Genomic DNA, 25,889 nt, shown 5'->3' with positions numbered 1-25,889 from the left:
CCCAATTACCCATTACAGTTAACAGTTAACAGTTAACTATTACCAATTACTGCCCTCTAGAAACTCCCGAACCCGGCTTGGGAATTTCCACCACAGGCTCGTTCACAGTTAACATCAAATCATTAGGATTCACTATATCCATTACAGGCTCATTCAAAGCGAGCATCAAGCCATCAGCAGTCGCAGGAACTGGAGCTCCAGCTAACTGTGGAGAAAATAATTGTTGGTCGGATACAATACCGGACATCATCGCCACAAACATCGCCGCGATCGCACTTCCCGCCCAAACCAGAGTCCGATTCCGCCTGCGGTCAACTTGTTGGAAAACCCGATTTGCCAAATCTTGTGCAGGTTGCTGTGCAGGTGGTACAGGCATTACCTGTAACTCGTGTCGTAAAGACAGCAATCGATCGTATAAGCCGCGAACCGAGGGATCTGCGGTCAACCACTCTTCAACTTGGCGGCGTTCAGCAGCCGTCACTTCACCATCCAGGTAGGCACTCAGCAATTCAAAGCGATCTCGCATCATAGTGTTTATGGCACCCTGCCGTTGATTGTTAGAAGCTGGATTCCTAGTTAGTGAATCCCGTAGGAAGTGCTCTTGATGATTTTTATCGGACTCAAATTTAGGATTCATTAGTCACACCACCTCATGGAATTTCGGAACTCACGCGCTGGTTACTCAGCAAAATATCCTTTATTTACGATCTTAAAAGAGAAGTTTGGAGTCAAAGGAAAACTTTACCAAAACCTCACACTACCGTCTCAAAAAGCTAAACTAGCGACCATCCAGATACTTTTGCAATTGTTGCTGGAGTCTCTGGCGAGCACGAGCAATTCTGGACTTTACAGTTCCCAGGGAAACACCAGTTATTTCGGCTATTTCTTCATAGGCTAACCCTTCGATTTCCCTAAGAACAATAGTCGTGCGGAATACTTCTGGTAGATCTGCGATCGCTTCGTGTAGCTGATCGTAAAACTCCCTCGTCGTCAAATCTTCATCAGGCCCCGGAGAGTCAGCAGCAATTTCCCAATCTATCTCTCCATCTTCTAGAAAGCGGGGAGCATCTAGAGACATGGGGGGACGAACCCGCTTGCGTTTTCGCAACTCATCATAAAACAAGTTTGTCGCGATCCGGCTGAGCCAGCCCCGGAACTTAGCAGGCTCTTGCAAGCGCTTAATATTCCGGTAGACTCGAATCCAGACCTCCTGAGCCAAGTCTGCCCGATCTTGCCAGTCCGGTGCCAAGTGATATAGAACCCGATCGACGTGAGACTGATAGCGACGCAGCAGTTCGGAAAAGGCAGCGCGATCGGGGCGCAACCCTTCTTGGCATCGCAACACTAAGTCGTAGTTAGAAAGTTTTTCGGCTGGCAATTGCACTTGAGGAACGGTCGCCTCAACCGTAGACCAGGGTACAGAAATAAAGTGACTCATGGGCGGAATTCGCTGTGTCAAACTTTCCGCTTTTAATGACGCGCCCCTGAATGCGTGAGTTCCCTAAATTTTGGTACATTTTCAGGATATTTTTTGGGCAACCGGAACAAACCGGACTTTCAAAAATATTTACACAGCATCACTTACTCAAGGTAAATAGAGTACCCAAAGCTTTTAGCATTATGTTAAAAGCTCTTTTGTCTAAATAACTGAATCTGACACTAAAACTTAACAATTAGCTTCACACGCTCCTATGCTGACCCAACTACTAGAGCCATCAGTAGAAAATTCTTTCTTCCAGATCGGAGCATTGTGTTTCAAAGTGTCCATCCCGTACTGGCAAGCTGCAAATGCTTCTGAACGGTGGGGACAACCAACAGCAACTAACACACTGATTTCCCCAATCTCCAATCGCCCAACGCGGTGGTGAATTACTACTCGATTAACATCTGGCCACTGACGGCGAATCTCGGTTGCTATCTGCCGGAATACTCGGACAGCCATCGGTTCGTAGGCTTGATATTCCAGAGCCACTACAGGTTGACCATCAGTTTGATTGCGTACAGTACCGCTCATCATTACCACAGCCCCATTAGCTGCGTCATCAGCTAAAGTGTATATTTCTGCGACTGATAGTGGAGCAAAAGTAATAGCAAAACTATCTTTAGGATGATTGTCTGAAAGAGTGTTGAGGGAAATTGTAAGGGTATTCATGGGCTAATAATAGTTGTGATGCAACTGAATATTGAATCTATTTTCAGCGATCGCCTATCCATAACTCTAACTCAGCACCATTGATAAGCTTCAGTTACAGATGTTCCGAGCTTACTTCTAGGATTTGTAAATTTTATTAGATTTTTCTTTGCGAAAAACAAGCCAAGTGCTATGGTATTGGCTATAAACTCGGTAAAATTCCCCAAACTTCGACAAAAATAGAAAATAACCAGGGTTACTGATGTGTTTTCCGACCCATGAGTAATTCTTCTGAAATTAGGAATTTTTGCCTGAGTTTAGCCAGACCAATCTGACATTAAATCAGGAAATTATGGAAACACTAGCATTTACTCATTCCTACGTTACCTACGAAAACCCCGGCCCAGAACTTAAGCTGAGATCCCTTGAGCAACTAGGCTTAAATATTCCCAGTTCTGCATGGATGGGTCTTGCAGGTATTGCAGTTGCTCTATCTGTCTTAGCCGTACCTAGTGACGCATACGCCGCCTATGTCCGCACCAATGGCGGTCGGCTAAATGTCCGTTGCGGGCCTGGCATTGATTATTGCGTACACTCCAAGCTACACAATGGTAGTCATGTCAAGCTTACGGGTCATTATAAGAACGGGTGGGCTCAGATCAAAGGCGGTGGCTGGGTAGCTTCCCAATGGCTAGGCTACCGTCGCGCTTCTTCCCATTCCCACAGCCAGAAATGCAAGCATTACTATCATTAATAAATTGAACGATCGGAATTAGTTGAACTTTGCTAAGCCCAACCAATGGGCTTTTTTTGTGCAATAACTAGCAGACTAGGGGCTAGGGCGTGTTTTCAAACCCTGGGGGCTAGGGAAGAAGGGAAGAAGGGAAGAAGGGAAGAGAATAAAAGTAAGAGCTTTGTCGCGATCGCGCTTGCCGAACGGTTCGATCGATTTAGAATACCCTAATGTTCTTGGCGGTTGCTATACTATATAAATTTGCACAAAATTTATTGGTTGAGGGTTAATATAATGGTACTTGAAGCCCCTTCTATAAAAGCTAAGCCAACTGTCACTTGGGAACCCTTACCAGCCAACTTCGTATTACCAGACGATCCTGTGGAGAATATTCAACAACCTTCTCTCGCGGCTGCTCTCACCGATACACTGGGAGCCGCAGGATATATCCAGCCAGAAATGCTCATTGCCTCTAATTTGGGGCTAGTTGCTACTGTCAATAAAAAGATTGTAGTCAAAGCACCAGACTGGTTTTATGTAACTCAAGTGCATCCTTTAGCAGCGGGGGTCATTCGTCGTAGTTATACTCCTAATACTGATGGTGCTAATGTTGCGATCGTGATGGAATTTCTCTCAGAAGCAGATGGAGGAGAACTATCAATTCGATCGACTCCCCCCTATGGCAAACTCCACTTTTACGAACAAATTCTTCAAGTGCCTACTTATGTCACTTATGACCCCTACGAAGTTAATTTGGAAGTGCGTTATTTGCAAGATGGACGATATGTTTTACATCCAGCAAATGCACAGGGCCGGGTGTGGATTCCACAACTGGAACTAGATCTGGGGATTTGGTCGGGGCAACGGTTGGGACAAACGATGAACTGGCTGCGCTGGTGGGATAACTCAGGTAATTTGCTGCTATGGAGTTCAGAACAAGCAGAACAGGAACGCCAAAGAGCAGAACAGGAACGCCAAAGAGCAGAACAGGAACGCCAAAGAGCAGAACGATTGGCAGCAAAGTTACGTGAATTGGGAATCGATCCCGATTTGCCAGATTGAAAGCTGATGCGCGATCGCGTCTTTCTTTATTAATTAAGACACTGTTTCAACTAGCAGTCTCCCTAATAGTTTCTCGTAGCCGCTCCACATCGCGTGTGCAATCAGCTCAGTCAGTTCGTCTCTGTGGGCTTGCGCTCTGTCTGCCTCACGCTTTGCCTGCGGGTCGTTCATTAACTCCATATCGGACTTTTCACTCGTTTTGGCAGCGTTAATTTCTAAGTTTGCAGGATTGTACAACAATGTTAGACGATAGTTCTATATATAGATGTTAGCCAATGCTCATGAAGGAGCGAATTTAAAATGACTAAATCTATTAGTGAAGACTACCAAATCAGGACACTACTTAGCATAGCCGACAAAAATGGCTTCATTTTGGACGCAGACTTAAATATTAACAAATCGGGAATGGACTTCATAACTACGTTTGCTACTGCCAAAGAGAATAATACAAAATGGGTATTGCGATTTCCCAGAAGACTTGATGTTCTTGAGCGTATGTATTATGAAAGAGAAGTTCTTGAACTGGTTAAAAGCCAAGTCGATGTGAGCGTTCCCGTCTGGAAAATTGTTTCGGATGAACTGGTTGCCTATCCGCTATTAAAGGGAATTCCTGCCGGAACCATAGATCCAGATATCGGCGATTATGTATGGTACATCGATCCGAAGTCTCCGCCTGCTGTATACATTTCTTCTGTGGCAAAAACACTGGCACAACTCCACAAAACACGCATTGAGGTAGTGAAACAATTCAGTATCCGAGTTCAAACAGTCGATCGAGTGCGGCAATCTATGGGAGAGAATATGGAGAAGACCAGAGAACTGCTTGGTGTTTCTGATAAACGCTGGGCACGTTGGCAAGACTGGATTGCCAATGATGCCTTGTGGCCTCAGCATTCGGCTTTGATTCACGGAGACTTTCACCCTGGTCATACGCTTGTGGACAAAGACGGAAATTTGATGGGACTAATCGATTGGACAGAAGCCGCAGTAAGCGATCCTGCCAAGGATTTCGTCTGTTTCTATGCCACCTTCGGTGAGCAAGTTCTCCAGGATGTGCTTGAGCATTACCAAACTGCTGGTGGGATCGTATGGTCTTATATGAAGGAACACATCATAGAACTCTGGAATGCTAATCCCGTGGAATACGCCTTATTCGCCTTGCTAACTGGAAAGGAAGAACATATTGCGGGGGCTCGAGCCTCTTTAGCTTGGAGTGGATGATATTGGTTCAATATTCTTGAACTGGCTAACCTCACATAGATTTTTTCTGAATTCGCCAACAGTGTTAATTAAGCTTACCACCCCCCATCAGATAGAGCAAAGCCATCCTGACAGCAACACCACTGGTAACTTGTTGGGAAATTAAACTAAATTCGGCATCATCCATCAAGTCAGAACTAATTTCTACACCTCGGTTAACTGGGCCTGGATGTAAAACTTTAACATTGGGTTTGCAGAGCTTAAGGCGATCGCGCGTAATCCCAAACAACTGATGATATTCTCGCAAACTCGGCAACAAATACTGACCCATCCTTTCCTTTTGTAGCCGCAAGGCCATCACAAAATCAGCATCTTGTAAAGCAGGTTCAACTTGCCAATGTAAAAATAAGTTTCCTTCCCTACCATTGCCACACTCAGCAAATAATAACGGCAACAAAGTAGGTGGCCCCGCCAAATGAACTTCAGCTCCAGTTGCAGTTAAACTCCAAATATTAGACCGAGCTACTCGCGAATGCAGAATATCGCCAACAATAGCAATTTTTTTACCAGCTAAAATTTCTAGGCGAGGGTGTTCGGGGTCTAAGAGCGAACAGATAGTAAATAAATCTAACAAACCTTGAGAAGGGTGTTCGTGCTGACCATCTCCAGCATTAAGGACGCTCACCTTTGAACCCAAACGATCCATTTCCTGCGCGATCGCCATCGGTACTCCAGCCTGCTCGTGGCGAATTACCATCATATCCGTTCCCATTGCCAAATAAGTCTTCGCCGTATCTAAAATAGTCTCCCCCTTGGTCAGAGAAGAACTTCCCGGCGTAAAATTCAGCGTATCTGCCGACAACCGCTTCGCCGCCAACTCAAAACTATTACGAGTCCGAGTAGAAGGCTCAAAAAATAAATTAGCCACCACTTGACCTTGTAGAGCCGGCACCTTCTTTGTGCGGCGACCAAGCACTTCTCGAAAACTCCCAGCAGTTTGCAGTACCGCGTCGTATTCACCGCGAGTAAAATCAGCAAGAGAGAGAATGTGGCGGCGAGTCCAAACCATAGCCATTTTAGATTTTAGATTTTAGATTTTAGATTGACTGCTGTTTCCTGCGGAGCTGTTAAAAACCTCACCGAAATTCATATAAAGAGTTTGGTGGTCGATCGATGAACAGTATCCAGCAATATCAGGCGGCCTTTGCTGCCAGCCTGATTATATTTAGCTTAAATAGTTGCACTCCGCTACCCCCTGAGCTGGGAGAGTCCATTCCCCCGATACCATCACCCACAGCTACGCCACAGCCTGAAACTATCTATCCCCCAATACTGCCAGCAGTTGAGGCTCCTGTAGCGCCTGATACGAAGACAGTCACCATTTATGGAGTAGACAGTCAGTGCCAAGCTTTAATTCCTGAAGATGTCACCGTTCCGGTAGAACACTCCCTTGAGGCAACAGTGGCACAAGTTTTAGAACAACAGTACACCACAGACTTTGAGTTGAGTTATCGGGTAATTCTCGATCGCCAGAAGAGTTTAGCTATAATAGATTTGCGTATTCCTCCCAACTCCAAACGCCGATTAACCTCTCTTTCCAACTGCGAACAGTTAGCCTTGTTTGGTGGTCTGCGCCAGACTCTCATGGCAAACCGGGGGTGGAAGATTAAAAATGTGCGCTTTACAGAGGAAGGTAAAGAAATTTGGCTCTAGTGTGGCGATCGCTCCCACAATTGCTATATTTTTCGTCATTGAGGCCGAAAGTGTGGTAGAGCCCACTCTCAAGATTTAACTTCTTCCTGGTTCCTTGACCTTCGCCGGTAGCTATAGCAGCCTGAAGCCCTCAACTCCATGATTAATTCTTTCAACTTAGCCTTAAATCTTCAGTCTTGCTTATACCTACTTGTCAAAAGTAACGATAGTGCGCTAAAAGGTTAGATGGTGACTTTCCAACAAAAATCTACACATAGGCAAAAAGTGAGAGCAGGAAAGTCTTAATTCGAGAGGATTTAAACAATTCAAGAGGTATTATGAGCCAGCAGGTTATACACCCGATGGTCAAATTTCAACGTCAGGTGCAATCACTTGTGAAATCCAACATCATCAAACCGACAGATAGTCTGTGGAAAATCGCTTTACTGTACGGAGACGAGTGGCCGTACTGGAAACAACAACTCCAAGAGTTTGATTTTTCCATGCAAGACCCCGTTAGCGAGTTGCTAGTTGTCGAAGGTTGGGATGAGGACTAGAAAAGTTTTGAGTTTTGAGTGTTTAGTTTTGGGTAACTCTTTTAACTAAAAAGGGTTTCAGTGTACTTTTGCCTAGAGGCAAGCTGCTAAGGCTTCGGCTAGTTTTTTAGCTGTAGGATAGCGATCGCCTGGTTTAGGTTCCGTTGTCCGCGAAATCACAGTCCGCAATTTCGGCGCGATCGTGGGTACCCTTTCCACGTTGAACCCAAAATCTCGACCTCTCTTGCCGTAAAACTTTTGGGGGCTTTCCCCCGTTAGCAAAAAAATCAGCGTTGGGCCAATAGCATACAAATCGGATTGACTTAGCGGCTGACCCCGATCCTGTTCCGGGGCAGTGTAGCCCTCAACGCCAATGCGAGTACCAGGGGGCGTGCCAATTTCTTTGACGGCCCCAAAATCGATTACCGCGATCCCATTGTCGCGGTGGCGTACCAGCAAATTAGCAGGCTTAATGTCTCGATGAACGATCGGGGGCTGTTGCGAGTGAATGTAGTCCAACACCTCACAGGTTTGAATCATCCACTCGATCGCCTGTTGGGGAGTAACCGGCCCCCGCTGATAAATCCGTTTTTCTAAATCTTGACCGTGAAGCATCTCCATTGCCAGGTATTTCTTCCCCCCTTCCACAAAAAAGTCAAAAAACTGAGGAATACCCGGATGGTGTAGCGCTTTAAGGGTACGGGCCTCCCTTTCAAAAAGTTCTTGAGCTTTGGCGATTTGGGCCATATCCGCATTCATTTCCTTAAGGACTACCAAAGATGCGGCCGGGGGAATTCCAGGCTGTTGCGATCGCGCCTTCTGGCTATCCCAGGCTAAAGTCGTAGTCCCCATCCCCCCTTGACCTAAAGTTCGCAACACTTGATATTGGCGAATCGTGCGTTCCACGCTAATTGGTTTGCCACAATGGATGCAGAATAAACTCCCTGGCGGGTTGCCAACATGATTGCAAGTAGGGAGGGGCGCAGGATGCGGACTTGGGGAGGGAGAATGGGGCAAATTAGCCAATATATCTGAGCTTACCTGGAATTTCAGGATGGGCCCGCCTCGTGCTAGCTGGATCAGGGAACCGTCGGAGACAACACCCTGAGACATCAAAACACCATTGACAAAAGTCCCATTGGTGCCTTGATTAACAAGCAACCAAGTGCTGTTAGATGGTGAATTATTAATTTTTCGTAACTCTAGGTGTTGCCGGGAAACTAGGGAATCGACAATAATAACGTGATTTTCTGGAGAGCGGCCAATGCGAATGATTGACTCGCTATCAAAGATCCAGCGTTGCAGAGGAGTCTGTTTTTGGGGGTCTAAGAGAGTGAGAGTCAACACATTTATAGCTAGGGACTAGGGGAAGAAGGGACTAGGGGCTAGGGGTTAGGGACTAGGGGAAGATGGGGGAGAGGGGGAAGAGGGGGAAGGTAAGTAGCTAAGGGATTCAGAGAATTAACAATTAGCAATTAGCAATTAGCAATTAGCAATTACTATGACTTACACTCATCCAAAATCGAACTAGGAGTTCAACAAATGTCTGCTGCAACCGATCAAATTCTCGAACAACTCAAATCCCTAACTCTGTTGGAAGCTTCCGAATTAGTGAAGCAAATTGAAGAAGCCTTTGGCGTTAGCGCTGCGGCTCCTACTGGCACTATGATGATGGCTGGCCCTGGCCCTGCTGCTGTTGAAGAAGTAGAAGAGCAAACTGAATTCGATGTGATTCTCGAAGAAGTTCCTGCTGATAAGAAAATCGCTATTCTTAAGGAAGTGCGGACTATTACCGGTCTGGGTCTGAAGGAAGCCAAGGACTTGGTAGAAGCTGCACCGAAGGCTGTTAAGGAAGCGATCGCAAAGGCTGCTGCTGAAGATATCAAGAAACAGTTAGAAGCCGTCGGCGCGAAGATCGCTATCAAGTAATTAACTTGACTAAGTATTAGCATCTTTGCTTACCCCCCCTTAAAAAGGGGGGTTTTTTGAGTTTATTATATATAGTAACCGCTTTCGTGGGTTAGGACTTTCTGATTTCCACCAAAGTCGCTGATTGTTTCCCCCTTCTTTCTCTTCTTTCCCTTCTTTCTCTTCTTCCCCTTCTTCCCCCTTCTTTCCCTTCTTCCCCTTCTTCCCCTTCTTCCCCCTTCTTTCCCTTCTTCCCCTAGCCCCTAGCCCCTAACCCCTAACCCCTTCTTTCCCTAGCCCCTAGCCCCTAACCGCTGAAAGCGGTTGCTATCTTTCCGCCGCACTGGAATGGCGATCGCAAAGGTAGCGCCACAGCCAGGTTCTGAGATGCACTTGAAAACGCCACCGTGCTTCTGGACAATAATCTGATAACTGATAGACAAGCCTAAACCAGTACCTTTACCCACCGGTTTTGTGGTAAAGAAAGGGTCAAATATCCGACGGCGCACCTCCTGGGACATTCCTGGACCATTATCGGTAATCCAAATTAGCACAAATTCAGGATTGGGGAGTTTTGAGTCCTCAGTCCCCAGTTCCCCGTCTGTAGTCAATTCCGGGTAAGAACTCGGAGCGATCGCCAAATCCTCAACCCTATTTTCCCAGTCCCCAATCCCTACTTCCGTGCGAATCGTAATCAAGCCAGGGGAAGGTTGAGTATCCAGAACGTCGATCGCATTGACCAGGACATTCATAAACACCTGATTTAACTGACCGGGGAAACAATCAACTTTAGGCAAATGACCGTACTCCTTAATCACTGCGATCGCGGGTTTTCCCGGCTTTTCTCGCAGCCTGTTCTGTAAAATCAACAGCGTACTATCAATACCTTCGTGAATATCTACAGGCTTCATCTCAGCTTCATCAAGCCGAGAAAAATTTCGTAAACTCTGGACAATTTCGCGGATACGCTCTGCTCCTAGCCTCATGGAATCGAGAATTTTGGGCAAATCTTCTAGTAGGAAATCAAGTTCGATCTCGTCAATAACTGTTTGAATTTCAGGTATAGGATCGGGATAATACTGCTGGTAAAGACCGACAATTTGCTGCATCTCTGCAAAATAGGAATAAGCATGGGAGATATTGCCATAAATGAAATTGACAGGATTATTAATTTCGTGAGCGACACCTGCAACCAACTGACCGAGGCTAGACATTTTTTCAGTTTGAATGAGCTGAGATTGAGTCTGTTTTAGTTCTCGCAAAGCCTCTTTTAACTGCTCATTTTTCTCTGTTAGTCGCACTTCCGATTGTCGCAGGGCCAAATTTTGCTCCGATAATTCCTGAGTGCGTTCCTCAACTCGGCATTCTAACTCAGCTTTTGCCTGTTGCAAAGCAGCTTCAGCACGTTTGCGCTCAGAGATGTCAGTGCAAACGCCTACTAATCCTAAGCGATTGCCAGTATCATCAAAAATGCAGTCAACACGTAACAAAGTTGGTACGATCGCACCAGATTTAGTTCTGAGTTCGATTTCACCGCTCCAACAACCAGTATCGTTAATAATTTGATAGACCTCAGAGCCTACTTCTGGAGTGAGGTAGAGCGCAATTGGGCCGCCAATGGCATTGAGTTCATCGACTGTGTAACCAAACAAGTCGATGAAAGCTTGGTTGTGATAAATTGATTGGTTATCGGCGTCAGTTATTCTGATTGCACTACCAGTGAGTGCGATCGCATAACTATAGCGCAATAATTTTTCTTGCAACATTTTGCGCTGCGTAGCATCGCGAGTTACTTTCGAGAAGCCGCGCAACATTCCAGCTTCATCCCTCAGCGAAGTAATCGCAACATTTGCCCAAAATCTAGATCCATCTTTTCGTAATCGCCAGCCTTCTTGTTGAAAATGACCCTCAGCTAAGACTATTTCTAAGAACTCTTCAGGTTTCCCCAAACGGACTGCTTCTTCTTCGTAAAAACAAGAGAAATACTGACACATAATTTCCTCTGCCTTGAAGCCAGTAATTCTTTCTGCACCGCTGTTCCAACTAACAACTTTGCCTTCAGGATCGAGCATCACCAGAGCATAATCTTGGACACCTTCAACTAATAAACGAAAGCGTTCTTGACTTTCGCGCAATTGTGCTGTCCGCCGGCTAACTCGCAGTTCCAGTTCGGCATTAAGTTGAGAAATTTGTGCTTGAGCCGCCGTGCGATCGCGAATTTCTTGTGCTAGTTTTTCATTAGCCGCCTCTAACTGTGGGGGACTAGGAATACTCAGAGCTTGCGGCATCAGCGGTAACAGCGATACAGCAGTATAAACTGAGATTATAGCAGTAATAAATTTAACTATCCCAGACAGCCAATAAGTCGGATACCAGAGCGTCCAAACATCTATTAAATGGCTAGTTCCGCAGGCGACAATAAAAGATCCAAACAACCAAATCACCCAGGGAAAAGGCAAGTCCCGCCGCCGATAGAGGAAATAGGCCATCATCAGGGGAATTGAATAATAGCTCAGAGCAATCAACGCATCAGAGGCGGCGTGCAGCCAGATTAATTCAGGATTCCAGAGGTAGCAATACCCCTGCGGGAGAAATGGGTTTGAGGTCAAAAAGTTTGTCAGGAGTTCCGGCATAAACTTTAGAGTTTGGACGATGGATTTGAGACTTTAGACTTAAAGGGATTTGTCTATAATCTGGCTGTTTCCCATTTTGGCAGAAATTTTATTTTTTGGCGGGGTGGATCGCAATAATTATATCAATGAGTATTTAAAGGGCTAACTTTCTCTTGCTCTTTACTCTATCTTTTCTTGTTCTTTATTTTCTCTGATTTTAGTTTTGGTAAGACCGACTAACCATCAGTGTTATTTCGATTGGTTAGGATGGGGAGCGAAAGATAAAAATATTTTTTGATAGCCTTTTGACATCTTACCTGTGTATAATTTATTAAGGCGATAGCGTAAAATAAAACAGACATCTGTACTTAGCAAACTTAACAGCTAAATCATCGCTGATACTTTTAGGAGGGAAAATGTTAAACGAAACGACCATTGAACAACGCTTAGTAACTCTCGAACAAGCGGTTGCTGACCTCCAAAGCAAGTCCCAGAGCACGTCTGAAAATTGGCTGGAAAAATTTACCGGCTCAATTTCCGATGAAGCAGCTTTTTTGGAAGCTTTAGAATATGGACGCGCTTTTCGTCAAGCCGATCGACCTCTTGATGAAGGCGATGAACGATCGTGAAATATTTACTCGACACCGATCGCATTAGTTTCCTACAGCGACGTTCAGGCTTAGAATTTACTCGTTTGACGGCTCGAATGAGTCAACACTCACCATCGGATTTTGCTTTATCGGTTGTGAGTTTTCACGAACAAGTTCTTGGCGCACACGATTTCATCAATCGTGCTAAAACAAATACCGAAACCCTTCGCGGATATACTTTATTGTTAGAAATCCTTCAAGGTTTTGCACAAGCTCCCGTTTTCCCTTTCGATCCAGTTGCGATCGCAATCTTTGAGCAAATGCGGTCGCAACGGGTTCGCGTATCTACAATGGATTTGAGAATTGCAGCGATCGCCATATCTCGTAACTTGGTGTTATTGACTAGAAACTTTAGCGATTTTAGCAAAATTCCAGGTTTGAAAATAGAAGATTGGACGGTATAGCGTAAGTAGGAACTTCTTTGCGTGTTTGTAGGATGGCGATGCGCCTGCGGTGAGACTCCCCTAAAACAATCCCAACTCGGCAAAACCTAGTTATGATAGATGCGATCGCATAAAGATAGCGATCGCCTATCTTTGCTAGAATAGCCTCCAGAAGTTTAATCCTAAAGGAAATAGCTTAATGGCAATTATTGTTACTCTCAGCCCAGAATTAGAAGCGCAACTCCGCGATCGCGCTATTCGGAAAGGTCAAGATGTCAATCTCCTGGCATCTGAATTGCTAACTAACTTCCTAGAGTGGGAAGCGCAAGACTCAGAAGAAGCGATCGAGGCTATTCAGCAAGGATTAGAGAATTTTGCCGCAGGTCAGTTCCGGTCTTTTGATGAATCCAAAGGCATGACATCAGAATTATCCAGAGGGCAATTTACCGAAACTTTACCCGAATAATCAGTTAAGGTGACATCATCTTTGTAATGGCGGGGAGTTTCCATTAACAATTGCCAAGCTTCACCCGCAGTCAGTAAATTCATCCGGCCAGGATAGTGAATTTCTATCAACTCTTGAACTAGAGGATAATAGTCTGAGTTGAGACTAGGGAAAATATGATGTTCCGTGTGATAGGAAAAGTTAAAGTGCAACAGATCGACAATTTTAGGAACCCGGAGAGAAAGACTATTGATCAACGGATCGTTAATACTCGTCATCCGGCAAATCAGGTGATTCGTGTAAATATAAAACATGATTCCTGAATGACCAATTGCTAGCGGTAGAAAGTAACCAAGAGCAAGTTTGAGCGGATGAAAGTCTAGATAGAATAATATGCTGAAATGCAGGCCAAAAATTGCCAGTAATTCAAGGGCAATCGTCCATCTATCTTTTTCACTGACTGTAAAAGCAGCCGGCACATAATCAACTGACTTATTATTAAACAACAGGATCGAAGAGAGGTTAGAAAAATTATGAAATAACCACGAACCAGCCATCCCAATTATGAAAAACCAAACTGGATTGAAGTCAAGGGATGGGACAAAGAAATCTTGAATCTTTTTTCCCCAAGTATTAGGTTGTTCGTAAAGGTAATTGCGGTCGGGATCTGCCACAGAATTTGTTTGACTGTGATGTACAATGTTGTGTAGAGTTTTCCACTGAGTCGGGGGCATAAACAACATTGCAAATCCTAGAAAACTAATGATATAACTCAGTCTAGACTTTTTCTGAACGCTACCGTGCATGAAGTCATGGGAGATAAATGACATAGCTACGATACTATTACCCATAATCAAAGCTAAAGGTAAATAAAGCCATAAAAGATAGATAGGCCACTGGTTTAAACGATCGGCAATTCCCCAACCTAATAGTAAAATGCCCATATTAATTAACAATATGACTAACTTACTAGAATCTGGTTGAAAAGCTGCTGGTGGCAGCAAAGGACGCAATTTTTTAGCATACACCGATTGGTGAATCAGCATTCCGGTGTCTACAGTATCATTCAATTTTTCTGACTGCATTGTGTAATTCCTAAATCTTGAGCATACAGCTCTGAATTATTTTATAATAGCACTTCTGTGAATTATATCATATTGGGTAAAGAAATGAAAAAAATCAAGTTTAATTATATCCTTATAAATATGTCGTTGTAAATATGTCATCATAAATATGTCATTGTCAATATGTCATTATAAATTATGCCATCGTCAATATGTCATTGCGAAAAGCCGAAGCCGCGAGCGAAGCGTGGCGGGAAGCGAAGCAATCGCAAAGCCTTGAGATTGCTTCGCTTCGCTCGCAATGACAAGGAAGATCAGCTCGCAATGACACGGAATATTAGCTCGCAATGACAGGGAATATAGTAGTTTTCAATTGGATAGGTATTGCTTTTAATTACCAATTACCAATTAGCCATTAGCGATTAGCCATTAGCCATTACCAATTACCAATTACCAATTACAGTTAACAGTTAACAGTTAACAATTACAAAGAGAAAGAGGGCGCAAAGCACGCCCTAATTGCGTTATTAAATCGGTTCTATTCTAACCATTACCCAACACCCAATTTACCAAAGTCCGAACTCCAAAACCAGTTGCACCAGCACTGTTATAACCATTTTCCTTGTCAGTCCAAACTGGCCCAGCAATGTCTAAGTGAACCCAAGGAGTATCCTTAACAAATTGCTTCAAAAACAGTGCCGCCGTAATCGAACCGCCGGGACGTGGCCCCGTATTTTTCATATCAGCGTGCAAAGCTTTCAAACCTTCAAAATACTTCTCTTCCAAAGGCATTCGCCAGAATTTTTCTCCGGCAAGTTCAGAGGCAGTAGCAAATTGAGCAGCAACCTTATCATCAGGACTCCATAAACCAGCAATATCATCACCCAAAGCAATGATACAAGCACCTGTTAAAGTAGCAAGATCGACAATGGCATCTAATCCCAACTTATCAGCATATACCAAAGCATCTGCTAAAGTTAAACGCCCTTCAGCATCGGTATTGTTAACTTCAATAGTCTTACCATTAGAAGCTGTCAAAATGTCTCCAGGGTGCATGGCTTTGCCACTGATCATATTTTCAGTGACGGCACTAATAAAGTGAACTTCGACATCTGGCTTTAAATGTCCGATCGCTTTGGCTGCACCTAAAGTAGCAGCAGCGCCACCCATGTCTACTTTCATCATTTCAATACCGCCAGCAGCTTTAATATTCAAGCCACCAGAATCGAAGGTTAAGCCTTTACCAACGATCGCAACTTTCCGCCGAGGTGTTCCCTCCGGTTTGTAAATCATGTGAATGAATTTAGGCGGCAAGTCGGATGCTAAAGCAACTCCCAAAAATGCTCCCATGCCTAGTTTTTCGCAGTCTTCCCGCTCTAATATTTCTAAAGCTAGGCCGCATTCAGAGGCTAGAGATTGAGCAGTCTCGGCCATCGTTATCGGCGTGACAGAATTAGCGGGTGCGGCTACCAATTCCCGTGCTAGAATCACTCCAGCAGAGATTTGATAGGCGCGGGTAATGGCGGCTTCAGTGCCACCTAAACCTAGCAAGTCTATTCGCTCGATCGCAGGCCCTTTGTCGTCAGGTTCGGACTTGAATCGGAGATCTTGATATAAAGCTAGTTCTATGCCTTCTGCGATCGCCTGCACTGTAGCATCCCGTCCATCCTCTAAGGCGGGAAAGCTAATTCCCAAGGTTTTGCATTTTTCCTTTTTGGCCAGTCTAGCAGTGGCGGCAGCGGCGCGGCGCAAAGTTTCTAATTTTAGTTCTTCTGGTTTACCCAAACCAACGATGATGATTTTGCGGATCTGACTGTGACTACCAACGCGAGCGATCGCACTGCTGCCAGTTGTACCTTTAAATTCTACCTCATCAATGAGTTCTTTTAAAGTACCAGCTAGCTTTTCATCTAGTTTTACGAGTTCATCGGTTAATTCTACCGCTTCCTCGAATAAACCAATAGCAAGAGCGTCTCCCGTCCATTCCAAGCGGGCTGTATCAGTGGGTTGAAATTCCATGTTCCAATTTTTAGATTTAGATTTTAGATTTTAGATTGTACTTTGTAGATGGTGGTTTAGTTGTTTATCAAGAGTTAGGCATTACTTGGGTAACGCCGCCTCTGGGGGGTTGATTCATTCTCCCGAAAGCCACCAGGGAATAAATTCCCTCTCTCATTACTGAAGTCGGTTGAAACCGACTGAAATACTAGGTCTGTAGTCGTCTTCAGACGACTTAAACTATCAGACAGGGGTTTTTAACCCCTGGCGGACTATAGCTTTAAAACAATGAATCAGCCCTAACCTTTGGGGGGTTGTCGATCGCCGCCCAGAGGCGGCGTTATAGCAACCGCTTTCGTCAGTTAGGACACTCGCTCATCGCTGAAGCCTTGATTCTATTCCCCTCTTCCCCTAGCCCCTAGCCCCTAGCCCCTAGCCCCTAACCGCCCTGGCGGTTGCTATACAATCTCGGATTTAGTCCTATTATCTTGTACTTTAGTCCCCATTCTCTAATTTCCTATGCTCAAGCAACGCAAAACCACAGTTCCTCTATTGATAGGTGTTTCCGTTTGCGCTCTGGCGATCGGAGCTTTTGCACCGGTGACAAAGTGGATTGGATTTGGTTCGTCTGTGAATCAGAATCCCCAGGATACGGCGATCGCGGAGGCGGAAGTTAGGACTTTGGTATCGCTCTCGCCAATAGAGCGATCGCAGAAGTTGGAAGCGATCGCACAACAGCCACAATCTAAGGCTCGTAGCGAAGCGCGTTATCTGCTGGCGAAAGATTTAATGGCAAAGGGAGAAGCGGCAAAAGCTCTCACTTTGTTAGAGAGATTAGAGCAAGATTATCCGATTTTAGCATCTCACATTGTGATGCTACGCGCCCAAGCTTACGAAGCAGCAGGTGAAGCAGGTAAAGCTGAAAATACTTGGCAGGATTTGCTCAAACGCTATGAGAACGATCCAGTGGCGGCTGAAGCTTTGTATATTTTAGGAAAGACGCAGCCGGAACATTGGGACAAGGCGATCGCGCAATTTCCGTCTCATCCCCGCACTATAGAAATGGCGCGATCGCGGCTGAAAACCAATCCCAATCAGCCAGAATTGCTATTACTGATCGCCAAACATGGCTTGTACCTCAAAGATTACGGCTCAATAGTAGAAACCTTAGCCCAGAAATATTCTGCCTTCTTGAAACCCGAAGATTGGGAAGCGATCGCCTTCGGCTATTGGGAGAAACAGGATTACGGCAAAGCTGCGATCGCCTACGCCAAATCTCCCCGCACCCCCCGCAATCTCTACCGTAAAGCGCGAGGTTTATGGTTAGACGGAAAAATACCTGAATCTAAAATTGCTTATAAACAACTGATAACTGAATTTCCCGATGGAGGCGAAGACACCGCTTTAGGTTTAATCAGAATTTCGCGGCTTTCCGAACCCAAAGAAGCTTTAGTTTACCTCGATCGCGCTATTAGCAAATTCCCCGATCGCGCACCCGAAGCACTGTTAGACAAATCTAAAATTCTTGACAAGCAAGGAAGCGAAAAATTAGCCTCCCAAACTCGTCAACTGTTGCTACAAAAATATAACAATTCAGATGCCGCCGCTGAACTACGGTGGACGATTGCCCAACAAGCCGCGAAGGCGGGAAATTTAAAAATAGCTTGGCAACAAGCCAGAGATATAACCAATAATAACCCCGATAGCATATTAGCACCAGAAGCAGCATTTTGGGTAGGAAAATGGGCGCAGCGAATCGGTCGTCAGGAGGATGCACAAAAAGCATTTGAATATACCATCGCCCGCTATCCAGAATCTTATTTTGCTTGGCGTTCTGCGGTATTTCTGGGTTGGCCTGTAGGAGATTTTACCACAGTGAGAAGCTTATCTCCCAATGTAGTCCCACTCGCTCAAAGACCAGAACCTCCCGTCGGTTCTGAAGCATTAAAAGAACTCTATCAATTAGGTCAAGATCGTTCGGCTTGGACGCTATGGCAAGTTGAGTTTAAAAATCAGATGAAGCCGTCAATACCGGAACAATTTACTGATGGTTTGATGCGAATAGGAGTAGGAGATAATCTAGATGGACTGTGGATGATTTCAAGTTTACGGCAACGAGAAGAACCAGAGGATAAAAACCAATATTTATCCTTAAGACAGCAACCTGCTTACTGGCAAGCATTATACCCATTTCCCTACTTAGAAACAATTGTCAAGTGGTCGGGAGAAATGCGTTTAAATCCAGTATTAGTTACCGCCTTAATTCGGCAAGAATCGCGATTTATGCCAGGGATTAAATCAGCAGTCGGCGCAACTGGTTTAATGCAGGTTATGCCAGAAACAGGGGATTGGATTGCTAAGCAAATTCAACTCAAAAACTATTCTTTAGAGAATGTAGACGACAACATTAAACTCGGCACTTGGTATCTCGATCACACCCACGATGAGTACAAGAATAATTCAATGTTAGCAGTAGCCAGTTACAATGCCGGGCCTGGTGCAGTCGGAGATTGGTTACAGAGATTTGGCTTTAACGATCCCGATGCTTTTGTGGATAAAATTCCCTACGATGAAACTAAGGGATATGTGAAGTCTGTGTTTGAGAATTACTGGAATTATTTAAGGATTTATAATCCCGAAATAAATCAGTTGGTAGCACAGCATAATGCAGCGAAGCAACAACCAACTAAACCTTAATCCCGACGGAGGTTAAAACCCCTGTCGGACTCAATGTTTACGTTAAGCTACAATAGCAATAAATACAGAGGTTAATCTATGACTTATAATTCCCCAGAAGAATACATCGAAGCCATGCGAACTATTTTGAATAGCGGCGATTTTGCAGGAGCACAGCAGCTATCATTTAAAGCCGTTGAGCATTACCCCGATCATGCTGAAATTAAGAAGATCGCTCGCATCTTAGCACCATCGGTAGTTAGAGTCAGTAAACGCCCCCCAGATCGAGATACGCTGGTCAATCAAAACTGGATCAAGCAGAACCGGATGCAATATCGGGGAAACTGGATTGCTCTGAAGGATGGTAAGCTATTGGCTATTGGGAAAAATGTTGATGAATTAGTGGAGCAGGTAGGTGATATAAAGGAAAAACGTATATTTGTGACAGCGATTTATTAATGGTACTGTTTTTTCCAAATGGGGATACTTTTGCAACGGGGGCGATTCGCTAGTTGCTCTTACTCCTTAGTTATAAAAAAGTTTACTGCAAACCATCCCATTAACATACCTATTATTATAATAATTGTATTTGAAGCAAGCAACAAAATGTTTTTGAAAAGCCCTGCGGAATATATATTTGCGTAGTCTTTCCTTACTACACACATTGTTAAACATACTGACACTTCATAAAAATAGATCAAGATTGCCGGAGTCATAGAAATTAAAATAACATCAATAATAGTAATATTGCTATCTAAAAAATAACGTAATAATAAAGAAATTAAAGCAATTATAATATGAAAAAAGAAGACCAATAAATAGCCAAATAAAAAACTTGAATTTTGAGCGATCGCATCAATTACTCCCGATCTTTTTTGATAGGAATATATATCTTCAAAAAAATCGAGAGGTGGTGTAAGTATAAAAAAAGTTAGGCGATGAAATATTATCAATTTAAAGAGTAAGGCTACTCCTACAATCAAGTTTGAGAACAACTGGCTACTCATAAGTAGGTGGACATAAATAAACGCTATAAATTGTATCGCTTCCGAGAAAACAGTATCGCTTAAATCAGCATTAGTAAAATTCACCTGATCTGCCATTGCGTAAGCTAAATCTGCACCGTGTAAATTTGCTTTTACCATTACAGAAGCACTCATAATTGCTCCTCGTAAATCGGCATTACTAAAATTACTTAACTCCATGTTAGCATTAGAAAATTCAGCCGATCGCAGCATTTGACCAGAAAAGTCGCGGCGCGTGAGTTCAGCATTGCTATAAGATAAGGGAGGAGCGTAATATTTAGATTGAGCTTGGGCTGGTAGCGACCAAGTTAAAAGAAAGAGTGCGTAGGCGTAGCCCACCGTAAGTATCGCCAATACCGCTAGTTTCCGAATTATCATAAGTCTGTTTTCCTTGCAAGTAGATATGGGAGTAGTGTATGCCGAACTCAGCTCAACGGCAAAAACGGGTAAAATCATCAATAGTAATGATGAACTTCTAAAAAGCTATGCTAAATTTTGCTTTAACTTGGCTAGTTGCAGCCGTTTCACTGGTAATTACTGCCAATATCGTACCAGGTATTGCGATTAGTAGTTTTCCTGCTGCTTTGGTAGCTGCGGTTCTGGTCGGTTTCGTCAATGCGATTGTGAGACCGATTATCACACTTTTGACACTACCTCTCACAATTCTTTCTCTGGGTTTGTTTTTGTTGGTGGTGAATGCGATCTCCCTGTCTATGGCAGCATGGTTGGCGGGAGTATTCGATATTGGCTTTAAGGTTAGCGGTTTCTGGCCTGCATTTTTCGGTGCGATCGTTCTCTCTTTTGTTTCTGGATTGATCGGCAGTTTTGTGAATGTGGATAGGACTGGGATCGAATAAACGTTACGGATTGAAAGAGTTAGTCAGTGCGATCGCTTTATTCTGTTTCTGCTGAGGCGATCGCAACTGTCACCGCACCCCCCCTAGCCCCCTGTTGACAATCGGAACGAAAGATTTGTTTAGGAACTAGGAGGTTTTTTTTTGAACCGCAGATCGAAGCAGACGATCCTGGATAATGATTAGATATCTGCTTGTATCTGTATTCGTCGGCACTCGATAATTCTAGGTTAATTGTAGCACAAATAGCTGCCGCTTCTGCTACACTGGGAACACCGATTGATTGAGCAACAATTTTTGAAGGGTTGGGTACTTGAATTGAGTTTAAAACCTTAGCAGAGAAGGTTTTTAGTTGCCAATTCCGCCCTTGACAAAGTTCTATTAATCCAACTTCATCAGCCTTAGTATCAATAGTAGCAATGCCTGCGATCGTACTTTCTGCTAAATCATAATTGCGGCATACTTGTTTGATAGCAGATTCTATCACGTCTCTAGAAGTTCCGCTTTGGCAACCTATTCCTATCCATAAAACTCTACAATGCTGTTGCACTTTTGGGATATCCAAATCAGGAGGCAGGAGGCAGGAGGCAGGAGGCAGAAGGAGGATGTCGGTTGTTTGAAGTTCACTCAACAATGCAGATTGTATCAATAATTTGGATAATTGGGATAAATAATCAAAGGGATGACTAACCAGGATTTTGTATTATAGCAACCGCTTTGGCGGTTAAATTCATGAAACCATTGATTCTCTATCTCTTCTTCCCCTTCTTACCCTAGCCCCTAGCCCCTAGCCCCTAGCCCCTAACCGCTGAAAGCGGTTTCTATAAGTCTTTTTCGCAAGTCGGATACTCCTTGAAGGTTAGCAATAAAAAAACGCCCAACTCTCAATAGTCAGGCGTTTTACCGATTCCCAAAAAACAAATTAATCCTGTTGAGATTGGGAAAGATTTGATTGGATCGAAACCACTGCCACAGGTTGCGTCTGACTCAAAACAGCCTGTAATATGGGAGTGCGATTGACAGAACTGTTGGCTAAAGTCAATATCGGATTAGCCAAAATTCCCGCTAAGGATGTGGCAATTAATGTCAAAATCAGACTGACTTGTAAAGGTCGCATTCCGGGAAGAGTCCAGTTAGCTTCTGGATAATTCTTGACCGAACTTGACATTTCTTGAGGTTCCTTAACTACCATCATTTTTACTACTCGAATATAGTAGTAAATCGAGACTACAGTAGTAATTAACCCCAACAATACTAAGAGGTAAAGACCTGCTTGCCAGCCTGCCCAAAACAGATAAATTTTGCCGAAGAAACCGGCTAGGGGCGGAATGCCTCCCAATGATAGCAGGCAAATGCTTAAACACAAGGTTAAAAGCGGATCTTTTTGATACAAACCGGCATATTCGCTAATTTGGTCTGTACCAGTTCGTAGGGAGAATAAAATCACGCAGGCGAAACCGCCTAAGTTCATAAATAGGTAAACCAACAGATAAAATATCATGCTGGAATAGCCTGCTTCACTGCCTGCGATCAAACCGATCATTACGAATCCAGCTTGTCCGATGGAGGAGTAAGCTAGTAGCCGCTTCATGCTAGTCTGGGCGAGGGCGACGACGTTACCCAAAACCATGCTGAGTATGGCGAGGGCGGTAAAAACTAAGTGCCACTGTTCTGTAACTAGGGGGAAAGCGGTAGTGAGGAGGCGGATGGCGAGGGCGAAACCGGCCGCTTTGGAACCGACGGAAAGGAAGGCGACGACTGGTGTGGGTGAACCTTCGTAAACGTCTGGTGTCCACTGGTGAAAGGGGACGGCGGAGATTTTGAAGGAGATGCCTGCGATCGCGAATACTAAGGCGATCGCTAAACCGAGGGAGTTACCGCTATCAGCAGCAGCAAGGCCCTGGGCGATCGCGGTTAATGTGGTTTCCCCTCCCGATAATCCGTACAGCAAGGAAAGAGAGTATAGAAATACCGCCGAAGAAGCGGAACCAATTAGCAGGTATTTCAATGCTGCTTCGTTGGAACGCGGGTCGCGCTTGGTGTAACCTGTCAGCAGGTATGATGAGATACTGAGAGTTTCCAGCGAGACGAAAATCATCACCAATTCGTCGGCCCCACAGAGGAACATCCCCCCCAAGGTAGCGGTAAGCAAAATGCTGATGAATTCTGCCAAGGATGTACCCGTTTGCTGGATGTAGCGTACCGACATCAAAATAGTAACAGCGGCAGAAAGGGCAACAATGCCGCGAAATGCAATACTTAGCGCATCGCTGTTGAAACCGCCGAAGAATGAAATCGTGTTAGTGCTCTCCCACTGGTAGCAGAGGGCCGCGATCGCAGCGAGTAAACCAGCAACGGCAACGTAGGGAGTCCACGCTGAGGAACTACGGCCTACGATCAAGTCGCCGCAGAGCACTACCAGGAGGGTGACGATGACTATTCCTTCTGGCAAGATGGTTCCAGCATTTAGCTGGGCAACAAGAGTAGCAAAATCCATATTTTCAGCCAGGTTATACAGTAGTACAGACTGAAAAGCCTGCAATGGCGGTGAATTTGTTAAAAATTCTTAACCAAACTGGATTGTAACCTGATTTGGATTTTAGTCTCTACAACTTACTCTCTACAACTTATCGATCGCCTTTTTTGCCTTATCTGCGATCTCTTTTGCAGTTTGCTTGGCATCTTCTACCACATGGCGGGCGGCGGATTCAGCTTGTTTGGCCTTACCTGTTGCTTGGTCTTTTTTGCTACCTGTGATATTTCCCCAAACTTCTTGGAGTTTACCTTCAATGTTTTTGCCAACGGCCTTTGCTCTATCTTCAGTGCTCATGTTGGACTCCTTATACCGATTAATTATCCTATCAGTAAGTTGAGCTTACCATAACTTAGGCACTCTCATCTTATAATTTTATTAAGAAGTAAATTATCCTCTCATGCAGGAATGACCTATTATTACGATCGCAGAGAAGAAATCGATCGCTACACTGCTGAAAGTCGAGCCATTGTGGAAGAATTAAAGCGCAATAGTCCACCATCTCCGTTACAAGAAAAATTGAGTGCAATTAGAGGTGATGAGAAGTTATAATGAAACTACCGAATGGCAATCATGCAGAAATTTCTCTGCAAAAGCTAGTTGGCTACTGCTTAAATCAAGAGCACTCTAGTGGAAAGCACAAAGCTAGAGTCTTTGCCTCGGTTTTGGGAATCACCGCTAATAATGCAGAGGTTTTGCGAGAGCTTATTCAAAAAGCAGCGATTGAAGGTGAAGTTATCCAACAAGATACTACTGATTTTGGGCAACAGTTTAAGGTTGATTGGATTGTACCCGATACGTCAGGTATTGAGCTGCGGACAATCTGGGAAGTTACTACAACTAATTCTAATCCTCGTTTAATTTCAGCTTTTCTTAAACCATGATAAAACACTTTAAACTTTTGGATTCTGTTGCTATTCTCAAGCCTGTGTCAAATACGAGATTAACGCTAGTGGAACCAGAATACGCATCTATCTCTAGTTTGCCAGTAGGACTTGTGGGAACTATTGTTGAAGTGTATGATACAGGAAATGACTATCAATATTTAGTGGAGTTTGCTGATAATCAAGGGATTGAATATGCTATGGCTATTTTGAAAGAAGATGAAATTTTAGTTCTGCAATATGAACTCGCAGTTGCTTAGAAAGCAGTGGTTCTACACACATATCTCGAATTGCCGCTATTTTTTTAATTTATTCTAAAGTATCTGTTGGGATTTCAATCGAGACTATTTCGGAGATACGTGACCGCAATTGCATTTTTATTTCTGTTTCAGGATTGTTCATATAATTTCCGTTAAGTTTGTACAGCAAATTCCTCTGGATCGATTCCCCAATTTACCCACCGAATAGCCTCCCTAGCTGATTCTACATCAGGCGGTACGCGCAAAACATGAAGGTATCCGGTACTAGGACAAGTCATCTTTAACAAATAAATTGCCTCAATATCGACATTATTATCTATTTTTAACAGCGTGTATTGTTGCCAAGTATCTAACTCTACTGCTGCCAATTCTTGGCAAATTCTATCATAACCTATTCCTTGAATTAGCACTCGTCGAAGTTCGGCGTTATCCTCCGATAATAGCCATTCTGAACGCCACTGTTGAGGGTGAAATTTTCCGTATTTTTCAGGTAATCTCACGCCATGATAGGCGTACACGCTGAAACCATCAGCAAATTGAATTGCGGGCGATCCTTCTGCGTGGAGTCGCTGTTGAGAGTCTAAGGAAAGGATGCGGGGGCGATCGCACACATAGCAAATTTCTTCTAAAGTATAAATCCAGCCACAATTCTCGGCTAGGGATTGATACAATTCCCATTTATACTGACTTTTTCTAGAAGATAGTGTTAAGCCGGAAATACAGTAGTCCATTATTGATGCTTCCTCAGCCAAATCCTCCTGCATAATTACTCCCCAAAAATATGCTTCTATTTCTACTGCTTCTTCCTCCGTTATTTCGCCTATAATTTCATTGCCAATTTGAATACTAAAACACGAATCAAATTCTATTGTAAACAATTTTCCTATTTCCTCCCATAGTTTAATATTTAACTGGCTTCCCAATATTATTTTGATTGCAATCCTAACTTCAAGGCGAATTAAATCATATAGGGAATAAGGTAAACTGCCGAGCGATAAGAGATTTTGATGGGCAGCACAAGGACTATCAAAGAAAATAATTTTTGGCTCTTGTTGACCGATCGCAGCATAGATAGCTTTGACTGCATCAGCGGCTTTCTCGCGGTTAATTGGCTCAGTAGAAAGCGCGATCGCTCTCCATTTTTCCCGATAGACTGGAATCAAAGCCTCTTGCTCAGGTGTAAGCTTGTCAATCATAAATTACTGTTTTTACTCTAAATTGACAATCATATTTTTAGAGAATT

The 25,889-nt window shown here is 44.0% G+C and carries 29 protein-coding genes; 15 read left to right on the top strand and 14 right to left on the bottom strand.

All coding sequences use genetic code 11. From position 1 onward, the window contains the following. Positions 1 to 46 precede the first annotated feature (46 nt). The 3 genes from OSCI_RS16885 to OSCI_RS16875 form a co-directional block, all read right to left on the bottom strand. Positions 47 to 637: an anti-sigma factor family protein gene (locus tag OSCI_RS16885; RefSeq protein WP_007356258.1), complete on the bottom strand. Its 591-nt coding sequence runs from the start codon at positions 635 to 637 to the stop codon at positions 47 to 49. A 141-nt stretch (positions 638 to 778) separates the two neighbouring features. Then, positions 779 to 1,438 carry a sigma-70 family RNA polymerase sigma factor gene (locus OSCI_RS16880; protein ID WP_007356257.1) on the bottom strand — a complete coding sequence of 220 codons (660 nt, stop codon included), beginning with the start codon at positions 1,436 to 1,438 and terminating at the stop codon, positions 779 to 781. A 228-nt stretch (positions 1,439 to 1,666) separates the two neighbouring features. Next, positions 1,667 to 2,152 (bottom strand): molybdenum cofactor biosynthesis protein MoaE, encoded by a 486-nt coding sequence (locus OSCI_RS16875; RefSeq protein WP_007356256.1) that lies wholly within the window; start codon positions 2,150 to 2,152, stop codon positions 1,667 to 1,669. Between the two features lie 331 nt (positions 2,153 to 2,483). On the opposite strand from OSCI_RS16875, the gene OSCI_RS16870 reads away from it, so the two are divergent. Further along, positions 2,484 to 2,885, top strand: a complete 402-nt coding sequence (locus tag OSCI_RS16870) for an SH3 domain-containing protein (protein ID WP_007356255.1) — start codon at positions 2,484 to 2,486, stop codon at positions 2,883 to 2,885. Positions 2,886 to 3,158: 273 nt separating this feature from the next. Then, the gene (locus OSCI_RS16865) at positions 3,159 to 3,926 is read left to right on the top strand and encodes a Uma2 family endonuclease (RefSeq protein WP_007356254.1); all 768 of its coding nucleotides are present in this window, start codon (positions 3,159 to 3,161) and stop codon (positions 3,924 to 3,926) included. Positions 3,927 to 3,959: 33 nt separating this feature from the next. Here OSCI_RS16865 and OSCI_RS16860 read toward each other — a convergent pair whose 3' ends face one another. Continuing rightward, positions 3,960 to 4,163: a hypothetical protein gene (locus tag OSCI_RS16860; protein ID WP_148288868.1), complete on the bottom strand. Its 204-nt coding sequence runs from the start codon at positions 4,161 to 4,163 to the stop codon at positions 3,960 to 3,962. Between the two features lie 63 nt (positions 4,164 to 4,226). Between OSCI_RS16860 and OSCI_RS16855 the strand changes: the two genes are divergently transcribed. After that, complete coding sequence (locus tag OSCI_RS16855) at positions 4,227 to 5,147, top strand: macrolide 2'-phosphotransferase (protein WP_007356252.1); 921 nt, start codon at positions 4,227 to 4,229, stop codon at positions 5,145 to 5,147. Between the two features lie 64 nt (positions 5,148 to 5,211). Here the strand turns inward: OSCI_RS16855 and OSCI_RS16850 are convergent, their stop codons facing one another. Then, positions 5,212 to 6,201, bottom strand: a complete 990-nt coding sequence (locus OSCI_RS16850; protein WP_007356251.1) for an aspartate carbamoyltransferase catalytic subunit — start codon at positions 6,199 to 6,201, stop codon at positions 5,212 to 5,214. Positions 6,202 to 6,299: 98 nt separating this feature from the next. Between OSCI_RS16850 and OSCI_RS16845 the strand changes: the two genes are divergently transcribed. Then, the gene (locus tag OSCI_RS16845) at positions 6,300 to 6,839 is read left to right on the top strand and encodes a hypothetical protein (protein ID WP_007356250.1); all 540 of its coding nucleotides are present in this window, start codon (positions 6,300 to 6,302) and stop codon (positions 6,837 to 6,839) included. Positions 6,840 to 7,156: 317 nt separating this feature from the next. Beyond that, positions 7,157 to 7,375 carry a DUF4327 family protein gene (locus tag OSCI_RS16840; protein WP_019487428.1) on the top strand — a complete coding sequence of 73 codons (219 nt, stop codon included), beginning with the start codon at positions 7,157 to 7,159 and terminating at the stop codon, positions 7,373 to 7,375. A gap of 72 nt (positions 7,376 to 7,447) precedes the next feature. Here the strand turns inward: OSCI_RS16840 and OSCI_RS16835 are convergent, their stop codons facing one another. After that, on the bottom strand, positions 7,448 to 8,701 hold the full coding sequence (locus OSCI_RS16835) for an FHA domain-containing serine/threonine-protein kinase (protein ID WP_007356248.1): 1,254 nt from the start codon (positions 8,699 to 8,701) through the stop codon (positions 7,448 to 7,450). Positions 8,702 to 8,896: 195 nt separating this feature from the next. On the opposite strand from OSCI_RS16835, the gene rplL reads away from it, so the two are divergent. After that, positions 8,897 to 9,283 carry a 50S ribosomal protein L7/L12 gene (rplL, locus tag OSCI_RS16830; RefSeq protein ID WP_007356247.1) on the top strand — a complete coding sequence of 129 codons (387 nt, stop codon included), beginning with the start codon at positions 8,897 to 8,899 and terminating at the stop codon, positions 9,281 to 9,283. 272 nt (positions 9,284 to 9,555) lie between these two features. Here the strand turns inward: rplL and OSCI_RS16825 are convergent, their stop codons facing one another. Continuing rightward, positions 9,556 to 11,895, bottom strand: coding sequence for a PAS domain-containing sensor histidine kinase (locus OSCI_RS16825; protein ID WP_007356246.1), 2,340 nt, complete (start codon positions 11,893 to 11,895; stop codon positions 9,556 to 9,558). A 395-nt stretch (positions 11,896 to 12,290) separates the two neighbouring features. On the opposite strand from OSCI_RS16825, the gene OSCI_RS16820 reads away from it, so the two are divergent. The 3 genes from OSCI_RS16820 (at position 12,291) to OSCI_RS16810 (ending at position 13,373) form a co-directional block, all read left to right on the top strand. Next, entirely contained in the window at positions 12,291 to 12,503 is a 213-nt protein-coding gene (locus OSCI_RS16820; protein ID WP_007356245.1) for a hypothetical protein, read from the top strand. Beyond that, positions 12,500 to 12,928: a type II toxin-antitoxin system VapC family toxin gene (locus OSCI_RS16815; RefSeq protein ID WP_007356244.1), complete on the top strand. Its 429-nt coding sequence runs from the start codon at positions 12,500 to 12,502 to the stop codon at positions 12,926 to 12,928. Before OSCI_RS16820 ends, OSCI_RS16815 begins: the two co-directional genes overlap by 4 nt. A gap of 178 nt (positions 12,929 to 13,106) precedes the next feature. Further along, positions 13,107 to 13,373, top strand: a complete 267-nt coding sequence (locus OSCI_RS16810) for a hypothetical protein (protein WP_007356243.1) — start codon at positions 13,107 to 13,109, stop codon at positions 13,371 to 13,373. On the opposite strand, the gene OSCI_RS16805 is transcribed toward OSCI_RS16810, so the two are convergent. Together OSCI_RS16805 and OSCI_RS16800 are read right to left on the bottom strand one after the other, a co-directional pair. Next, on the bottom strand, positions 13,292 to 14,437 hold the full coding sequence (locus tag OSCI_RS16805) for a fatty acid desaturase family protein (RefSeq protein WP_007356242.1): 1,146 nt from the start codon (positions 14,435 to 14,437) through the stop codon (positions 13,292 to 13,294). The genes OSCI_RS16810 and OSCI_RS16805 overlap by 82 nt on opposite strands. A 522-nt stretch (positions 14,438 to 14,959) precedes the next feature. Then, complete coding sequence (locus OSCI_RS16800; RefSeq protein ID WP_007356241.1) at positions 14,960 to 16,435, bottom strand: leucyl aminopeptidase; 1,476 nt, start codon at positions 16,433 to 16,435, stop codon at positions 14,960 to 14,962. A 498-nt stretch (positions 16,436 to 16,933) separates the two neighbouring features. Here OSCI_RS16800 and OSCI_RS16795 point away from each other — a divergent pair, with 498 nt between their 5' ends. Then, a complete protein-coding gene (locus OSCI_RS16795) occupies positions 16,934 to 19,111 on the top strand; it encodes a transglycosylase SLT domain-containing protein (protein WP_007356240.1) in 2,178 nt (725 codons plus the stop codon). A gap of 78 nt (positions 19,112 to 19,189) precedes the next feature. After that, complete coding sequence (locus OSCI_RS16790) at positions 19,190 to 19,549, top strand: DUF5678 domain-containing protein (RefSeq protein WP_007356239.1); 360 nt, start codon at positions 19,190 to 19,192, stop codon at positions 19,547 to 19,549. 59 nt (positions 19,550 to 19,608) lie between these two features. Here the strand turns inward: OSCI_RS16790 and OSCI_RS16785 are convergent, their stop codons facing one another. Continuing rightward, positions 19,609 to 20,493 carry a pentapeptide repeat-containing protein gene (locus OSCI_RS16785; RefSeq protein ID WP_007356238.1) on the bottom strand — a complete coding sequence of 295 codons (885 nt, stop codon included), beginning with the start codon at positions 20,491 to 20,493 and terminating at the stop codon, positions 19,609 to 19,611. A gap of 107 nt (positions 20,494 to 20,600) precedes the next feature. Here OSCI_RS16785 and OSCI_RS16780 point away from each other — a divergent pair, with 107 nt between their 5' ends. After that, complete coding sequence (locus tag OSCI_RS16780) at positions 20,601 to 20,972, top strand: phage holin family protein (protein ID WP_007356235.1); 372 nt, start codon at positions 20,601 to 20,603, stop codon at positions 20,970 to 20,972. 37 nt (positions 20,973 to 21,009) lie between these two features. Here OSCI_RS16780 and OSCI_RS16775 read toward each other — a convergent pair whose 3' ends face one another. The 3 genes from OSCI_RS16775 to OSCI_RS16765 form a co-directional block, all read right to left on the bottom strand. Next, positions 21,010 to 21,519: a cobalamin biosynthesis protein gene (locus OSCI_RS16775; protein ID WP_267879571.1), complete on the bottom strand. Its 510-nt coding sequence runs from the start codon at positions 21,517 to 21,519 to the stop codon at positions 21,010 to 21,012. Positions 21,520 to 21,891: 372 nt separating this feature from the next. Beyond that, positions 21,892 to 23,466, bottom strand: coding sequence for an NAD(P)H-quinone oxidoreductase subunit N (locus OSCI_RS16770; RefSeq protein ID WP_007356232.1), 1,575 nt, complete (start codon positions 23,464 to 23,466; stop codon positions 21,892 to 21,894). A 123-nt stretch (positions 23,467 to 23,589) separates the two neighbouring features. Next, positions 23,590 to 23,799: a CsbD family protein gene (locus OSCI_RS16765; protein WP_007356231.1), complete on the bottom strand. Its 210-nt coding sequence runs from the start codon at positions 23,797 to 23,799 to the stop codon at positions 23,590 to 23,592. A gap of 111 nt (positions 23,800 to 23,910) precedes the next feature. Between OSCI_RS16765 and OSCI_RS30070 the strand changes: the two genes are divergently transcribed. From OSCI_RS30070 to OSCI_RS16755, 3 genes are read left to right on the top strand one after another with little or no spacing between them, the layout of a single operon-like run. Beyond that, positions 23,911 to 24,054, top strand: coding sequence for a hypothetical protein (locus tag OSCI_RS30070; protein ID WP_007356230.1), 144 nt, complete (start codon positions 23,911 to 23,913; stop codon positions 24,052 to 24,054). Beyond that, positions 24,054 to 24,386, top strand: a complete 333-nt coding sequence (locus tag OSCI_RS16760; protein WP_007356229.1) for a DUF6883 domain-containing protein — start codon at positions 24,054 to 24,056, stop codon at positions 24,384 to 24,386. Before OSCI_RS30070 ends, OSCI_RS16760 begins: the two co-directional genes overlap by 1 nt. 17 nt (positions 24,387 to 24,403) lie before the next feature. Next, positions 24,404 to 24,646, top strand: coding sequence for a DUF4926 domain-containing protein (locus tag OSCI_RS16755; protein WP_234708764.1), 243 nt, complete (start codon positions 24,404 to 24,406; stop codon positions 24,644 to 24,646). A gap of 152 nt (positions 24,647 to 24,798) precedes the next feature. Here OSCI_RS16755 and OSCI_RS16750 read toward each other — a convergent pair whose 3' ends face one another. After that, on the bottom strand, positions 24,799 to 25,842 hold the full coding sequence (locus OSCI_RS16750; RefSeq protein ID WP_007356226.1) for a DUF6745 domain-containing protein: 1,044 nt from the start codon (positions 25,840 to 25,842) through the stop codon (positions 24,799 to 24,801). Positions 25,843 to 25,889 lie beyond the last annotated feature (47 nt).

Origin of the sequence: Kamptonema sp. PCC 6506 (assembly GCF_000180455.1) — a bacterium.
GTDB lineage: Bacteria > Cyanobacteriota > Cyanobacteriia > Cyanobacteriales > Microcoleaceae > Kamptonema > Kamptonema formosum.
Note: the sequence above shows the minus strand (reverse complement) of the source record. Positions and strands in the feature narration are given on the sequence as shown.

What these genes read in the sequence shown, in the direction of transcription:
- OSCI_RS16885 (WP_007356258.1), bottom strand. Translation starts at nt 637, where the DNA reads ATGAATCCTAAATTTGAGTCCGATAAAAATCATCAAGAGCACTTCCTA.
- OSCI_RS16880 (WP_007356257.1), bottom strand. Translation starts at nt 1,438, where the DNA reads ATGAGTCACTTTATTTCTGTACCCTGGTCTACGGTTGAGGCGACCGTT.
- OSCI_RS16875 (WP_007356256.1), bottom strand. Translation starts at nt 2,152, where the DNA reads ATGAATACCCTTACAATTTCCCTCAACACTCTTTCAGACAATCATCCT.
- OSCI_RS16870 (WP_007356255.1), top strand. Translation starts at nt 2,484, where the DNA reads ATGGAAACACTAGCATTTACTCATTCCTACGTTACCTACGAAAACCCC.
- OSCI_RS16865 (WP_007356254.1), top strand. Translation starts at nt 3,159, where the DNA reads ATGGTACTTGAAGCCCCTTCTATAAAAGCTAAGCCAACTGTCACTTGG.
- OSCI_RS16855 (WP_007356252.1), top strand. Translation starts at nt 4,227, where the DNA reads ATGACTAAATCTATTAGTGAAGACTACCAAATCAGGACACTACTTAGC.
- OSCI_RS16850 (WP_007356251.1), bottom strand. Translation starts at nt 6,201, where the DNA reads ATGGCTATGGTTTGGACTCGCCGCCACATTCTCTCTCTTGCTGATTTT.
- OSCI_RS16845 (WP_007356250.1), top strand. Translation starts at nt 6,300, where the DNA reads ATGAACAGTATCCAGCAATATCAGGCGGCCTTTGCTGCCAGCCTGATT.
- OSCI_RS16840 (WP_019487428.1), top strand. Translation starts at nt 7,157, where the DNA reads ATGAGCCAGCAGGTTATACACCCGATGGTCAAATTTCAACGTCAGGTG.
- rplL (WP_007356247.1), top strand. Translation starts at nt 8,897, where the DNA reads ATGTCTGCTGCAACCGATCAAATTCTCGAACAACTCAAATCCCTAACT.
- OSCI_RS16825 (WP_007356246.1), bottom strand. Translation starts at nt 11,895, where the DNA reads ATGCCGGAACTCCTGACAAACTTTTTGACCTCAAACCCATTTCTCCCG.
- OSCI_RS16820 (WP_007356245.1), top strand. Translation starts at nt 12,291, where the DNA reads ATGTTAAACGAAACGACCATTGAACAACGCTTAGTAACTCTCGAACAA.
- OSCI_RS16810 (WP_007356243.1), top strand. Translation starts at nt 13,107, where the DNA reads ATGGCAATTATTGTTACTCTCAGCCCAGAATTAGAAGCGCAACTCCGC.
- OSCI_RS16805 (WP_007356242.1), bottom strand. Translation starts at nt 14,437, where the DNA reads ATGCAGTCAGAAAAATTGAATGATACTGTAGACACCGGAATGCTGATT.
- OSCI_RS16800 (WP_007356241.1), bottom strand. Translation starts at nt 16,435, where the DNA reads ATGGAATTTCAACCCACTGATACAGCCCGCTTGGAATGGACGGGAGAC.
- OSCI_RS16795 (WP_007356240.1), top strand. Translation starts at nt 16,934, where the DNA reads ATGCTCAAGCAACGCAAAACCACAGTTCCTCTATTGATAGGTGTTTCC.
- OSCI_RS16790 (WP_007356239.1), top strand. Translation starts at nt 19,190, where the DNA reads ATGACTTATAATTCCCCAGAAGAATACATCGAAGCCATGCGAACTATT.
- OSCI_RS16785 (WP_007356238.1), bottom strand. Translation starts at nt 20,493, where the DNA reads ATGATAATTCGGAAACTAGCGGTATTGGCGATACTTACGGTGGGCTAC.
- OSCI_RS16780 (WP_007356235.1), top strand. Translation starts at nt 20,601, where the DNA reads ATGCTAAATTTTGCTTTAACTTGGCTAGTTGCAGCCGTTTCACTGGTA.
- OSCI_RS16770 (WP_007356232.1), bottom strand. Translation starts at nt 23,466, where the DNA reads ATGGATTTTGCTACTCTTGTTGCCCAGCTAAATGCTGGAACCATCTTG.
- OSCI_RS16765 (WP_007356231.1), bottom strand. Translation starts at nt 23,799, where the DNA reads ATGAGCACTGAAGATAGAGCAAAGGCCGTTGGCAAAAACATTGAAGGT.
- OSCI_RS30070 (WP_007356230.1), top strand. Translation starts at nt 23,911, where the DNA reads ATGACCTATTATTACGATCGCAGAGAAGAAATCGATCGCTACACTGCT.
- OSCI_RS16760 (WP_007356229.1), top strand. Translation starts at nt 24,054, where the DNA reads ATGAAACTACCGAATGGCAATCATGCAGAAATTTCTCTGCAAAAGCTA.
- OSCI_RS16750 (WP_007356226.1), bottom strand. Translation starts at nt 25,842, where the DNA reads ATGATTGACAAGCTTACACCTGAGCAAGAGGCTTTGATTCCAGTCTAT.